This window comes from Paraburkholderia sp. SIMBA_054 (genome assembly GCF_046534875.1).
In the GTDB taxonomy this organism is placed as follows: Bacteria; Pseudomonadota; Gammaproteobacteria; order Burkholderiales; family Burkholderiaceae; genus Paraburkholderia; species Paraburkholderia hospita.
The window spans coordinates 1-14648 of sequence record NZ_JAWRXV010000020.1 but is presented as its reverse complement, the minus strand read 5'-3'; the positions used below and the strand labels follow the sequence as shown (position 1 = coordinate 14648).

Annotated in this window: 8 protein-coding genes and 2 pseudogenes; 4 read left to right on the top strand and 6 right to left on the bottom strand. The window is 60.1% G+C overall.

Translation table 11 applies throughout. The annotated features are described in order from the left end of the window. Positions 1 to 29: 29 nt before the first annotated feature. The 3 genes from SB822_RS23840 to SB822_RS23830 are packed head-to-tail and all read left to right on the top strand — an operon-like array spanning position 30 to position 4455. Positions 30 to 2195 (top strand): ATP-binding protein, encoded by a 2166-nt coding sequence (locus tag SB822_RS23840; RefSeq protein WP_410855748.1) that lies wholly within the window; start codon positions 30 to 32, stop codon positions 2193 to 2195. After that, the gene (locus tag SB822_RS23835; RefSeq protein ID WP_410855747.1) at positions 2192 to 3826 is read left to right on the top strand and encodes a response regulator; all 1635 of its coding nucleotides are present in this window, start codon (positions 2192 to 2194) and stop codon (positions 3824 to 3826) included. The genes SB822_RS23840 and SB822_RS23835 overlap by 4 nt, the downstream gene beginning before the upstream one ends. Then, the gene (locus tag SB822_RS23830) at positions 3823 to 4455 is read left to right on the top strand and encodes a response regulator (RefSeq protein WP_410855746.1); all 633 of its coding nucleotides are present in this window, start codon (positions 3823 to 3825) and stop codon (positions 4453 to 4455) included. The genes SB822_RS23835 and SB822_RS23830 overlap by 4 nt, the downstream gene beginning before the upstream one ends. 150 nt (positions 4456 to 4605) lie before the next feature. Here SB822_RS23830 and SB822_RS23825 read toward each other — a convergent pair whose 3' ends face one another. The 6 genes and pseudogenes from SB822_RS23825 to SB822_RS23800 form a co-directional block, all read right to left on the bottom strand. After that, positions 4606 to 5541 (bottom strand): substrate-binding domain-containing protein, encoded by a 936-nt coding sequence (locus SB822_RS23825; protein ID WP_410855745.1) that lies wholly within the window; start codon positions 5539 to 5541, stop codon positions 4606 to 4608. A gap of 961 nt (positions 5542 to 6502) precedes the next feature. Beyond that, on the bottom strand, positions 6503 to 6775 hold the full coding sequence (locus tag SB822_RS23820; RefSeq protein ID WP_410855744.1) for a hypothetical protein: 273 nt from the start codon (positions 6773 to 6775) through the stop codon (positions 6503 to 6505). A 93-nt stretch (positions 6776 to 6868) separates the two neighbouring features. Beyond that, positions 6869 to 8476 carry a methyl-accepting chemotaxis protein gene (locus SB822_RS23815; RefSeq protein WP_410855819.1) on the bottom strand — a complete coding sequence of 536 codons (1608 nt, stop codon included), beginning with the start codon at positions 8474 to 8476 and terminating at the stop codon, positions 6869 to 6871. 673 nt (positions 8477 to 9149) lie between these two features. Further along, positions 9150 to 10658, bottom strand: a complete 1509-nt coding sequence (locus SB822_RS23810) for a diguanylate cyclase (protein WP_410855743.1) — start codon at positions 10656 to 10658, stop codon at positions 9150 to 9152. A 916-nt stretch (positions 10659 to 11574) separates the two neighbouring features. Next, on the bottom strand, positions 11575 to 12009 hold the full coding sequence (locus tag SB822_RS23805; RefSeq protein ID WP_410855742.1) for an MCP four helix bundle domain-containing protein: 435 nt from the start codon (positions 12007 to 12009) through the stop codon (positions 11575 to 11577). 628 nt (positions 12010 to 12637) lie between these two features. Further along, positions 12638 to 13813 (bottom strand): annotated as a pseudogene (locus tag SB822_RS23800) (IS3 family transposase). A 33-nt stretch (positions 13814 to 13846) separates the two neighbouring features. On the opposite strand from SB822_RS23800, the pseudogene SB822_RS23795 reads away from it, so the two are divergent. Further along, positions 13847 to 14111: pseudogene (locus SB822_RS23795) on the top strand (IS21 family transposase); the annotation flags it as partial. Positions 14112 to 14648: the final 537 nt, after the last annotated feature.

Here is a 14648-nt window from a genome sequence, read left to right as displayed (position 1 = left end):
AACCAGAACGGCGGCACTCCCGGGGGAATATGGCTCTCGACAGGTTCGACGCAGGGTGGAGCGGGCTCCGTTATATGCGGCGCAGCGTCGTGCTGCGGCTGCTCGGGACGGTGCTTGCGTTCAGTTGCGCGATCACGCTGATCCTGACGGCCGTGCAGTTGTATCGCGACTATCGGCACGGCGTCGAGCAGATCCAGAACCGCCTTGTCGATATCGACCGCAGTTATCGCGACAGTCTTGGCGAAGCGCTCTGGCGTGTGGACCAGCCGCAACTCCAGCTCGAGCTACAAGGCGTGCTGCGGCTCGGCGATATCCGCGCGGCGGAAGTGCGCGAGTTCCCTTCCGCCGGCGCAGCGATGACCGTGAGCGTAGGCCAGCGCATGCGGGGCATGAAGATAGCACGCGAGTTTCCGATCATGTACTGCGTCCAGGACAAGGTCGAGCAGATCGGCACGTTATACGTGGAGGCGACGCTCGCCAATCTCTATCACGACCTGACGCGTACGGCGCTCCTGATACTCGTGACCGAAGGCGCGAACACGTTTCTCGTCGCGCTTTTCACGTTTTACATTCTGTGGCGACTCCTCACGCGGCATCTCGCGGCGATTGCGCGCCGCGTCAACGACTACGATTTCCACGAGCCGCAGCACCCGTTCGTGTTGCAACGCAAGCCGCCGCGCGAGCCCGACGAACTCGACCGCGTGGTGTCGGCGTTCAACGCAATGGGGATGCGGCTGCATCGCGCGTATCTCGACGAACGCGAAGCGGCCGTCGAGCGCGAAGCGCGGCACATGGCGGAAGCGGCCAATCGCGCGAAAGGCGAGTTCCTCGCGAACCTGAGCCACGAATTGCGCACGCCGCTCAACGGCATTCTCGGCTATGCGCAGATTCTCCGGCGCGACAGTACGCTCAGCCTGCGTCAGCGCGACGGCGTCGCTGTGATCCAGCAGAGCGGCGAGCATCTGCTGGCGCTGATCGACGAGACGCTCGATTTCGCGAAGGTCGAAGCGGGCAAGCTGCGCATCGAGATTTGCGACGTGCCGCTGGCGGGCCTGGTCGATTCGATCCGCGAGATCATCGGCGTGAAGGCCGGGCAGCGCAAGCTCGCGTTCGAATGCACGGTCGCCGACGACGCACCGGGCGGCGTGCGCGCCGACGAACACCGCCTGCGCCAGGTGCTGCTCAACCTGTTGTCGAACGCCGTGAAGTTCACCGATGCGGGCTGCGTGCGGCTGTTCATTGGGCGCGCGCAAAACGGCGCGGTCCGCTTCGAGGTCCACGACACGGGCATCGGGATTGCTGCCGAGTATCACGAGACAATCTTCCTGCCGTTCGAACAGGCAGGCGGCGCGGAACGCCGCGCGGGCGGCACGGGGCTCGGCCTCGCGATCAGCCGTCAATTCGTGCGCGCAATGGGCGGCGAAGTGAAGGTCGAAAGCACGCCGGAACGCGGCAGTGTCTTCTGGTTCGAGTTGCCGGCCGCGCTTGTCGAGCCGGGCGCCGCGCGTATTGGCGGTGTCGTGGGAGCCGCTACGTTCATCACGGGCTACGAAGGTCCGCGCCGCAAAGTGCTCGTGATCGACGACGTGCAGATCAACCGCGCGGTCATCGACGAGTTGCTGACGCGGATCGGCTTCGACACCGTCGAGTCCGCCAGCGGCGCCGACGGCATCGCGCTCGCGCAAACGGAATACCCCGATCTGATCCTCACGGATATCGTCATGCCCGGCATCGACGGTCTGACTGTGACGCGGCGATTACGCGCAATGCCAGCCTTCGCGCACACGCCGATCATCGCGATCTCGGCGTCGCCGTTCGGCGTCGACGGCGCAAGGAGCCTCGAAGCGGGCGCGAACGCGTTCGTCAACAAGCCGGTCGATTTCGACGTGCTGCTCGCCCGGATCGCGGCACTGCTCGGCATCGACTGGATTCGCGAAGCGGTCCAGCCGCAAGCCGGACCATCGATGCCGGCGACCCCGCCAGCCAACATTCCCGCCGCCGCGATGAGCGAGCTGCATCAGCTCGCGCGCGACGGCAACATGAGCGGCATCGTGCAATGGGCGGAGCGGATGGCGGCGAGCGACCCGTCGCACGCGGCGTTTGCGGCAAGGCTGCATCAACTGGCGCGCGCCTGGCAGTCGAAGGCGATCCTGCAACTGGTTGAGCGGTATCTCGAAGGGAACACGGCATCATGAGCCACCTCGCTGCGTCCGCCGCGCCGTCGGGGACGATTCTGATCGTCGACGATACGCCCGCCAATGTCGGCGTGGTCGTCGACAGTCTCGAGGCGCGCGGCATCCGTGTGCTGGTTGCGCTCGACGGCATCGAGGCGCTCGAACGCGCGGCGTTCGCGCAGCCCGATCTGATTCTGCTTGACGTGAAGATGCCGGGCATCGACGGCTTCGAAACCTGTCGACGGCTCAAGCGCGACGAGCGCACGCGCGATATCGCCGTGATCTTCATGACATCCCTGACGGGCAACGAGGACCGCGTCGAAGGGTTTTCGTCGGGCGGTGTCGATTACGTGACCAAGCCGCTGCGCGTCGACGAGATGCTCGCGCGCGTCGGCGTGCATCTCGAACTGCGCGCGATGCACAAGCAACTCGTTGCGCAGAACCGGCAACTGCTGGCCGAAGTGGCAGTGCGCAAGGAAACGGAAGCGGCGCTCGAACAGGTGCGCGACGATCTCGAACGGCGCGTCGCGTTGCGCACCGAACAACTGGCGCGCGCGAACGCGAACCTGCAGGCGCAGATCGACGAACGCCGCCGCGCGGACGCCCGTTTGCAGGCGAGCGAGGCGCGCTTTCGCGCAATCGTTGAAACGAGCCCCGTGCCATTGTGCATCACGTCGATGCCGGACGGACGCATCCTGTACACGAACGCGCCGCTGCGCGCGCTGTTCGGCATGGGCGAGGGCATGACATTGAACATCGCCAACGTTGCGGACTTCTACGCGGACCCCAACGAACGCGAGCGGCTGATCGGGCACCTGCGCAAGAAGGGCAGTGTGCGCGATACCGAGGTCCGGTTCCGTCGTCCCGACGGCACGCAATTCTGGGCGATGGCGACCGCGCGCGTCGCGACCTACGACGACTCGCCCGCCATCTACGTCGGCCTGAATGACATCACAGGGCGCAAGCAGATGGAGCAGGAACTGGTCGAGTCACGCGAGCAGCAACGCGAGCTTTCCGCGTACATGGAAGCGATCCGGGAAGAGGAGAGAAAGCGCATCGCGATGGAGATTCACGACGAACTTGGCCAGTTGCTGACCGCGCTGAAGATGGACGTCTCACTACTGAAGATGCGGCTCGCGCACGACCCGGAAGCGTTGAAAAAGGCCGACGATATGCGCGAGCTGGTCGAAGGCACGATCTGGATGGTCCGCAATGTCGCGAGTCACCTGCGGCCCGCCGCGCTCAATTTCGGGATCGTGTCGGCGCTCGAATGGCTCGTCGACGAGTTCAACCGGCGCAACGCCGTTCCCTGCAAGCTGCGGATCGAGGGCGGCGAGCCCGCGCTGTCGGACGCGCATGCAACGGCGGTGTTCCGCATCGTGCAGGCATCGCTGACCAACGTAGCGCGTCATGCGAATGCGACGCTTGTCGACGTGTCGCTGAGTTCGACGGAGGACAAAATCGAATTGCATGTGCGCGACAACGGCTGCGGCTTCGAGCTGCACGCGGCACACCGGAAGTATTCGTATGGCCTGCTCGGCATGAACGAGCGCGCGCGGCTGATCGGCGCAACGCTGTCGATCGACAGCGCGCAGGGCGCCGGCACGACGGTTTCAATTCACATTCCGCTCGATAGCGGACTCAAATCATGATCAGGATACTCATTGCAGACGATCACGCGATCGTTCGCGGCGGACTCAGGCAGATCATCGCAACGACGGCCGACATGGTCGTCGCGGCGGAAGCGGCGCAAGGCTCGGAAGTTGTCGACAAACTGCGCAGTTGCGCGGTCGACCTGCTGCTGCTCGACATGACGATGCCGGGCATCAGCGGCGTCGATCTGATCCGCCGCGTGCGGGCCGAGCAGCCTGCGTTGCCCGTGCTGGTGCTGAGCATCCATGACGAGGCCCAGGTCGCGTCGCGCGCGCTGCGTGCCGGCGCGACCGGCTATCTGACCAAGGACAGCGATCCCGATGTGCTGCTGGCGGCAATCCGCAAGCTGGCGGATGGCGGACGCTGCATCGATCCGAGGCTCGTCGATGCGATGGTCTTCGAGGCGCATCGCGGTGACATGACGCCGCATGAGGTGCTGTCCGACCGCGAATTTCAAGTGCTGCAGATGCTGGCGACGGGCAAGAGCATCAACGACATTGCCGACACCTGTGCGCTCAGCGCGAAAACAATCAGTACACACAAGATGCGGCTGATGCAGAAACTCGGCCTCGCGAACAATGCCGAAGTGATCCGTTACGCGGTCCGCCACGGATTGATCGTCGAATAGTAAGCCAATGATCTTTGGAAAGGCTCTTACATGATGCCTTTCATATGAGGCCACGTGGCGTGTGTTTTGCACATCGCGCCGTGGCTGTCGCGCTTTCCCGAACGCAATCCCAGATGCATGCGCTGCACAAGTCAGGGTGGTGATCTCCGCTTATTTGGCATAGTTCGCCAACCGTGATCGAATCGCCGGATCGTCCATGTTCTTCGGCGTTACGGTGACGACGTCGACGAATATGTGGGGGGGCGGCGGATGGCCTCGCAGTGTGCCGACCAAGGCCGCCAACGCGAGATACCCCATGCGGTAAGGGTCTTGCAATATGACGGCGTGTACAGTTCCTCGCTTGAGGCCGTCCAGAAATTCCGGACGCCAGTCGAATAGAACAAGGCGTGGGCGCCGGCCGATTGCGGCGGTTTCAATTACCCGCAAAGCGCCGTAGGCAATTGGTTCAGCCGGCGCGAAAACCGCGTCTAGTTGGTCCGGGTAGCCGTTTATCGCCTCGGCGATCAGCGCCTCTGCGTCGCGGGGCCGATACCCCACGTAGGCATCGACCACCACATTCCACCCCTCTCTTCGGGCGACGCTCAAGAACCCGTTTTCTCGCGCGGTGGTCGAACTCACGTTGGCCGCAAGCCGCAGCAACGCCACTTTGGCGCCTCTTTTCAGAACCGGTAGCAGACTGAGTGCGGCCTTTCTGCCAGCGTCAAAATTGTCCGTGTATACGGTCGAGATGCCATCGTAGTCAGTACTGTCCCGATCAACAAGGATCACAGGCACAGGAATTGAAACCCGCGGGCGCCCTTCCAGGGGTTCCGGTGCCAGCAATACGCCCGAGACTCCCTGCGCGACCAGGTAATCGATAATGTGCAACTGGATATTCGGTGTATTGAGCCCACCCCCATCGGACGGACTTCGGAAGAGCAAATCGACATGGAGATCATGGGCCGATTGTTGTATTCCCTTCAGCATTGCCCGATAAAAAGCAAGCGATGAACCCGGTAAGACGACACCGACTGTGGTGGCATGCACGGTTGGCACGATCCAACCAAACGACAGAAGAAGCGTCAGCAATCTCAGAAGTCTATGCATAGAATGTTCATTGGTCAGGGGCCTGGACCTCACCGGGTAAGCTTCAGCAGAAAACCTTTATAAAGGCTTTTTCTCGAAAAGGGAACTCCTTAACTCGGGCCGGTTCTGTTTGCTTTACGAGCCTTGAGCAATCCGATCGTCGACGCTTGCAATCCTGAGCTGCTGCAAGCCGTTCCACGGGTCGCCGGCAAATTCGTATGAACAATTAATAGACCGTCAGGCGGCCCTTTCGGGGTTGGCGAGCACCCGGGCACCCGACTTCGGGCACCGGCGCTCCGCTTTTGCAGACACCTTCGAAAGAAGGGGGCTAATACGCTCCGCTCACGACCAGTCAATACGGCGCTGCTGCCACGCATACTGTTACTTTTGGAAGCGCTGCTAGTTTTTCGCCTCCGTTCTTATCCGACAAAGTGACGGTGGCTCAGAAGGCGTTTTTACGGTGCCATTCTCATCCCGCAATATAGGGCTTGCCACTCGATCGCTTACAGCAGTACTTCGCACGGAAGGTCGCCATCGAGGCGTGCAAGCAACAGGGCATACAGGACTTTCTAACTTATCACGGCGAACAAGGCGGTGGCGCGCACGAACCGGTCGAGACTGCCAGACTGACAGGCTTCAACGCGACAGCCACCTTCGAGCACGCGGGTGCCACGATTCAATGGTCCATCGGTGCGCATGCCGCGCCAGACGTTCAAGGGCTTGCGCCCGCGTGCGCGTGTGCGTGGTCACCGAAGTTTGCAAGAGCCACTCCAATGGCTGGATTCCTTCGCGCACGATCGTTTCCAGCGCGTGAATTGAAACACCTCAATCTCGCGAGCTTCTCGCGACGACGGCCATACGGTGAACACAGGCGTATGGGCATGCACCGCCCGACCGGTCGTGCGGTCCGCGCCGACCGGTTTTCACGCGCCGCCAAACGTATTTGTTCTACGCGAAGCGCCGGCGCGGCCAACACGGTCTCTCACAGACGTCTGTCAGGATGAGCAACACGTCGGTTCCACGATGCTCGCACCAACGAGTCGACACCGAAAGGTCGCTGTGCGAGGATCACATCGTAGACGTCACCTTCATGATCACTCACGCCGACGATGTGCGTGCCTGGGCAGTGCGGCTTGAGTGCATTCAGTTGCTCGCCTCCCTCAAGCCATTTCGCACGTTCATTCTCGCGGACCGGTCCATACTCCTGAAGATGTTTCTGGCCAAGCTCTTCGGGTCGACGTATCCAGCTTTTCATGCCCTATTACGCCAAGTGGCAAGCCCTCTGGCGTCAGCCCGACCAGGCTGTGTACCAGGAAGCCTCGGACGTGGCGAAGCCGGTTTTCCGCGATCAGCCGACGGCCTTCAGCATCGATTGGCCCGCACCTGCGTCACTGATGCGGAAGAGCGCGACAGCTTGCGTCAACTGCCGCCCCTGCTCTTCGAGTGAGGCTGAGGCGGCCGCTGCCTCCTCAACAAGCGCCGCATTCTGCTGCGTCACCTCATCCATCTGCGTGATCGCCTGGTTGATTTGCTCGATGCCCCGGCTCTGTTCGCCCGATGCCGCCGCAATCTCGCCCATAATATCCGTCACGCGGGCGACGGCCTGCGTCACTTCCGCCATCGTTCTGCCTGCTTCACCCGCGAGCGTCGAGCCGTCGTGGATCTTCTGCACCGACGAGTTGATCAGATCCTTGATTTCCTTTGCCGCGCTCGACGAGCGCTGCGCAAGACTTCTGACTTCGCTGGCCACTACAGCAAATCCACGCCCCTCCTCACCGGCGCGTGCAGCCTCTACGGCGGCATTCAGTGCCAGGATGTTTGTCTGAAACGCAATGCCTTCGATTATCCCGGTAATATCCGCGACCTTCGTCGAGCTCTCACTGATTTCGGTCATCGTCGCGACGACGCGCCCGACCACCCTACTGCCTTTCTGCGCAACTTCAGACGCGTTGGTGGCTAGCGTACTCGCCTGCTGTGCGTTCTCCGCGTTCTGTTTCACAGTCGATGTCAGTTCCTCCATGCTGGACGCGGTTTCCTGCAGGGACGACGCCTGCTGCTCTGTGCGGGACGAAAGATCCTGATTGCCGGCGGCAATCTGGCTCGATCCGGTGGCAATATTGTTAGCGGACGACCTGACCGTTCCGATCAGATCGACGAGACTGGCCCGCATCTCGCCCATGGACGCGAGCACGCTACCCGACGGGGCATTCTTCGTACGGGCGACGGGGCCAAGATCACCGGCAGCGACCCGTTGGGTCGCTTGAGCCAGGGCCGCGGGCTCAGCGCCCAGCGCGCGCAACAGATCCCGCGTAATCAGGACGCCGGCGAGCACCGCTATCGCAAGAGAACCCAGACAGATGGCGACCAGCAGATTGCGGTGACTCCTGAACTGATCTTGCGCCTCGCGAATCATTTCCGCGGCACGTTCGCGGGTAGCGTCGGCATACTCGTTGGATGCCTTGATCAGGGAAGCAAGCAGCGGTCGGCATTTGGTATCGATTTCGACGATCGCTGCTTCCTTCTGACCGGTTAGCGCCAACCGGTCAATGTCCAGTGCCACCGGCTTATAAAGCGCCTCGATTCTTGAAATCTCTTCCGCGAGAGCGCGCGTCTTCTCGCTCATATCCTGAGCGACAGCAACCATCGAGTTGAATTTCGCCAGTCGGCTTTCGACGGCCTGTTCCGCATCGGCGACAGCCTTTTTTTCTGCATCGACGTCGGCAGGCGTGGCGACGAGAACCAGATTGCGAACTGCCATTGCGCGATCGTCAACCGAGGCACGAAGTGAGGCGGCCATTTCAGCGCGAGCGTTGATGCCGCTAACGTAACCGGAGAACCGTTCGTTGGAATCGTTCAGTGCTTTCAGCGCTAGCAGGGAACTGGTCAGGACAACTAGCACAAGCAAGCCGAATGAAACGGTCAGCTTCACTTTCACAGGCAAATTTATCAATTTCATGTGCACTCCTCTTGCGACTATTCGCGTGATGAAACGACACTCCGCATCCTCGCGGTCTTGAGACATCCACGACGACTTCGAAGATGTTGTATCGTGCGTAATGCATAACGGCTCAAAATAACCCGACTGAAGAGGGAGCAACCTTAGTTCGCTTTTTGCAAAGCTTTGCGCGAGATGGAATTTTTATACCGATGCAACACGCCTTGGTAGGGCCCGAGACACTACTGCTCGGACTCGGTATGGACCCGAGCAAATGCGCAGCGATCCGTCGGCGTGCCAGCACGCTTGCCAGCGGAACCGCAACCTCGCACAGATTGGCCAGCGACACCAAGGCAGCGCAGAAGCTTTTCACATTCCTAAGGTAGTCGCGTAATCCTATGATTAGTAATCCTCGATCGTTCCTACGGTCATCGCTTCCTCTCGGTAGCGCTCAGTGCCGTTCGTTAGTACTTTCTGTTTCAGCTAAGCGTTCGTTGCGCGACATTGAAGAGTGCTGTTCCAGGCGCTGCGTCGTGATATTGGACTGCGATTCGCCAAACGTCGGCCGGGACTTGCGTAGCGGCGCCGAGTGAATCGGCAAGATCAGTTTGAGCAAAGGAACGGCATCCAGATACGCAAGCACAACTTGATACCTAAATTAATGAAGATTCGACTGGAACCGGTCATGCTGAGCCTACGACGGCTCCGCTTGCGCAAAACACACACGATTCCTGCCGTTGCGCTTGGCGCGGTAGAGTTCCATGTCCGCCTGATGGGACAGCGCATCCACGGAAGCGTGTCGTCCGCGTCGACTTGTCGCACATCCGATGCTGACGGTGAGGGCCGGTACCGTCTCCACGCATCCGGCGAGCCCGTTGCGCTCCACCTCGCGGCGAATCGCCTCGGCGAGTCGCGCGGCACCGTGTTCGTCCGTATCGGGCAACACCGCGACAAATTCTTCACCGCCATAGCGTGCGGCGATGTCGCCGCGCCGCTGTGTATGTGCGCGGATGCAATCGGCGAGAAAGCGCAGCGCCGTGTCGCCCAGCGCGTGCCCGTGCTGATCGTTGTACCGCTTGAAGTGATCGGCGTCGATGAATAGTACTGAAAGGCTGCCGCCACTGCCACGCTGCAGCCGCTCCCATTCGTCGGCCAGCGCGGTATCTAGCGCGCGGCGATTGTGCAGTCCGGTCAGCGGATCGGTGCGAGTGAGGTCGGTGAGCAGTTCCTGCTTACGCAGGTTGTTCCGCAACGCGAACGCGAGCAGCCATACTGCTGCACAGAACATTGTGCCGATGGCGGTTGCCGAAACACCGACCGTCCAGGATAGGTAAGTAACGCCAGCCAGAACATCGCGCTCGGCGGGCGCGACGACAGCGATCAGCGGCGTGCCCGGTACCCGCTGGTATGTGTACAGCCGCACGACGCCGTCGATGCTCGAAGGTGCGCGATAGAAGCCCGATTCGCTGTTCACCATCCGCTCGAGGGCTTTCGAACGATGCAACTGGGTCGCCTGATTGTCGTTCAGCGGCGGGTTTCTCGCGAGGATCGTGCCGTCCACGCGCACGATCGCGCTGATCCCACTCGGGCCGATGTCGAGGCGGGACAAAAGCTGCTCAAAATAGCGGAGATCGATGGCTACCACGGCAATGCCATTGAACGCATGATCGGGGCGCTCAATACGCCGCGAAAGCGCGATGGATTGCCGGCCGTCTCGCGAGCGCGCGCGATACACTTCGGAGACGTAGAGCCCGACGTCCTCCGAGTCGCGATGGACCCGGAAATAGGCTCGATCGCTGAAGTTCCAATGGTGTGTTGGCCCGCAACATCCGTCGATCAGTTGGCCATGCTCATCGGTTGCGCCCATGCCTGTCAAGAATTGCGCCGCGGGGCGCCCGAACAGTAACTCGTGCCGCAATTTCGGATCCATCCGTCTCACTGCAGGTTTGCTTAGATTGGATGAGAGCGCGATCAATGCGTTGTTAGACGTTTCGACCGTGCGCCCGATTTGGGTCGCGAGTACAGCTACGACGTTTCGCGAAGTTTCACGCGCATGTTCCACTGCTTCGTCGTGTGCCGCCCACAGCGTCGCTGCGCTGATGCCGAGGGCAGCTAGCGACATCAGCGTACCGATCGCGCCAACCAGCACATGGTTGCGTCCAGCCCAGTCTGCGACTTTCTCGATCGAAGTGTGTGCGGGCATTCTCACGCTCATGTGCGAGCCGGCCGCAAGTGCCGCGGCGCAGGCCAAATTCGGGTTAACGGCAGGATGGTCCGGAGATCGAGGTCGGTATGGCGGCACGGGTTGTCGCAAACGCATGCGACGACGGTACGCCCCCACATCCAGAGCGGCGTGTCGTAGCCCTCGTATGGCGCAACCAGGTCATCCGAAGTCGGGACGAGTCTGACGTGCCCTCTTTCGTTCGCAGTTCGATAGATCACGGGGAGTATGAAGGCGAAGGATTCGCGGACGCGCATCGTTCCTGGCGAGGCGAAGAGCTGTTAATCAACGCCCCTACAAACATTGCATCGGCCACATTAAGAGAGTTAGAAGTTTGTTGCATGATGTTCATCAAAACGAAAGCCGGATCTGCTGTTTGCTCGTTTCCCGAGCAACCAGACGCGCCGGACCGTTCGCGCAAAAACGAAAACGACCGGTATCCCAACCAAATCTGTAAGCGGAAAATTGCAGCGTGGCAGCATCCGTCGACACGGATCGCGTAATCTCGATCGGTTGGGTGTTGATCTTCGGCACCTGTCTGGAAACCATACGGTATGGGCTTGTTACGTTGTTTCGCTATGCACATGGACAGCTTTGGAGTCGGGCAGGCATGCCGCGCCTACAGACGATCGCACCGGCGGTACCCATCGGTCAGTTCGCGTTGCCGAGTTTCGTGCGACTGCAAGGAAACTTGCGCTTCGCCTGCCCGTGGGAAGTTGACCAAATTCGTCGCGTGAGTCGACTACGATCTGATTTTCCAGACTGTCGCTTGCGATATGGTTCGCTATGTCGATGGAACCATTGAGCAGCCTCGAGACCGCACGAAGCAGGTAAGTTGACATGCAAACGGCAACAGCAATACCAACACCAGGAAGCGCGATTTCACTCCACAACGTAGTTATCCTGAACGTCTTTCGCTATCGTTGACAAATATGACATCGCGCGCTAGCACTGCCACCTGGGGTGGGCTGCTCGTGATTCCCACGGCGATCTCACGTTCCTTGTCGCCGGATACACTATCGGAATAGGAGTGATTCCACGACTTGTTCAGCCGCTCAAACTGTCGGAGCGTGGCCGCACTGAATTCCGTCGTTTTAGCCGGATCGTGAGTTACCTGAATACGCCTTAGCAAAAGGCGCACGTTCAGCTGGGCTGCACGAACTTCCGACAGTTTGGTTATCGGAACGGTATTACCAGAATGCCCGCCGACCACTTTCGAACTGAGCCTGGACAGTCCGTATGCCCCAAAGAATCCGATCGCAGCCATGATTATCACACACACACCAAACGCGAGAATGATTTTGAATCTGATCGTTTCTACGAAGTAGGCCATGCTTGTCCGCCGAGGAGTTGGTGCCCGGTTTGACACTGCGAAACCGATAGGCAAGGGCCAGCAGCGCCAGGCCCTGCATTGGTGAACGGAAATACGCGTCGTTTATTTACAGCGAAAATACTGAATTTCCAGTAGGGATTTGCTTCTTTTTTTGTAGGGATATAAGAATACGAGAACATACGAAGGACACGACAAGTTTCCGTTGCAATAAGGCGATCCGCTATCGAACGGACATAGCGCGCCCGTAGGTCGTGACACTGCTAGTGTTCGCGATGCCAGGCTTTAAGAGAGAGTTCTTGGTCGGGTAGCCCAACTGCCGAATGGTAGCTCCGATGCGCTTGCCTAGCGTCAGGTAAAGAAGAACCGCTCGAATGCGATCTTTGTATGAGAACATGAACTACTTCCAGGTAGTCCAAGACTTTGTCCACCCCCCATTACGTCGAAGTAATTTCCACCAGGTTTTCATCTGGCGGCGCCGCGCAAGCGGTGCCGCCCCGTCGATCAACGACCATATGCCTCTTCAGATCTGTCCTGGGGGGGGCGGTGGTCAGGCTGGGAGAGGTTATGACGCTTCTGGAATTGCACCGGCAAGGGCTGAGGTCGGTCGGAACTCGTGGACGCCAACGGGTTAATCAGCGATCTTGTTCAAGTAGAAACGCTGCGTGAACGCGGCGGGAGACAGATAGTCAAGCCGCGCTTGTGTCCGCTGCCGGTTATAAAAGATCTCGATGTATTCTGTGATCTCTTGCTGCGCCTGCTGCCGAGTGGCGAAGCGTCGATGATAGACCAGCTCGCTCTTCAGCGTACCCCAAAATGATTCGATCGGTGCATTATCAAAACAGTTTCCTCGTCTGCTCATCGATGCTTGCATGCCGAACTGGCTGACAAGATTCTGGTACGCGTGCGTACAATATTGGGCGGTCGGTGTGGTGAATCAGGCCAGGCGATGGTCGGTGCGACGCGACCGCCCGAAACAGCGCCTGCATCACCAAATGCTTGGTCATACGCTCGCTCATCGCATAGCCGACCAGCTCTCCGCTGAACAGGTCCTTGAGCCCAGCCAGGTACAGCCACCCCTCGTCGGTTGCGATGTACGTAATGTCCCCACACCACGCCTGGTTCGGCGCGCTCACCGAGAAATTCTGATTCAGTTGGTTCGGCGCGACTGGCAGGTCGTGCTTCGAATTGGTTGTCGCTTTGAACTTGCGCTTCTGCTTGCAACGCAATCCAAGCTTCTTGCGCAATCGCTTGATGCGATGCACGCCAACCTGCACACCATGTTCTGTCAAATCTTTCTGCAGTCGTTCAGCGCCGAATGTCTCGCGCGTGCGCTGGTGCGCGGCGAGGATTTCTGCTTCCAGACGGGGTTCCCGTTGCGTACGGGATGAGGGTGGCCGTTTGAGCCATGCATAGTAGCCGCTGGTGGTCGACACACCCAGCAGCCGACACATCGGCGGCACCGGGTAGTCCCGTCGCATCTGCTCAATCACGCCGTACTTCACCGCGACTCCTTCGCGAAGTAGGCCGCAAACTTTTTTAACAGATCGCGCTCCATCTTCACTTCCGCCAGTTCCCGTTTGACGCGGTTCAGTTCCATCTCCAGGTCAGTCAGTGGTTTTTGCCCTTGCCCAACCGTCTTCAGCTTGCCCGCTTTCGCGGCGCGCACCCAGTTAGCCAGCGACTTCATCGGGATCGACAATCGGCGTGCCGCTTCCGACACGCCGACGCCTCCCGTCAGCGCGAGCTTGACTGCCTCTTCGCGAAATTCCTTCGTGTAGACCGCTTTCGGGATCCGATTCGTCAATGCCTCCGTTCCTCTACTTTACGAAACGTTGGCATCCACTTTTTTCAGGCGGCCTCAGGGCTGAGTGTTTCGGCCATAGCCGCTCGACTGGGTATGGACCGCAAGACCGTTCACAAATACATCAAGGATGGTGTGCAGGCGCCGCGTTACGGTCACGCGCGCCGCGGCCCGCGTGGTTGATCCGTTCGTCCATTACGTGACCAAGCGTGTGCGTGAGTACCCCGATATGAGTATTGAGCGATTGCTGCGGGAGATTCAGGCCATGGGCTATAGGGGCGGTCACATGGCCACGTTTGATCGGTACCCTTATTGTAGCGAGGTGCGATCTTGGGGCGCAGTGTCAGCGTCTCCTCCCGGATCACGGTGATCCGTGACGACCGGGTGCTTAAGCAACCGGTCGAATTTCCTGACGCTCGCAGCCGCCCTCCCAGTGCCGACTGTCGCCTACTCCACGGACCTGCGATGTCACTATCTCAATCAAACGGCCCATGGGTTCCGCAGGGACCGTGGTCGAGCCATCGCAACCATGGGGATACCGGTTGGAACGGTGGCAACACCCAAGGCGCACATGGGCTTTGATACGCTCGGATACGGCCGGAGACGCGATATCGCTGCGAGGCAAAATGTCCGCTCCCGAAGGTGGACCGACCGTTCGGATGTCCCAACGAACGCTCACACAAACGTCCGAAATTGGCCGAAACCGGAAATCCGACGCACAGCAGGATGCCCGCGCTGAGATCTCTCGCACCAACTTCCCGCTGAGTTCAAGCATGGCCTACTCCTCCGACCTCGACGCGTCCCTTGTCCACTCCGGCGGAACTAGCCCCAGTTGCCG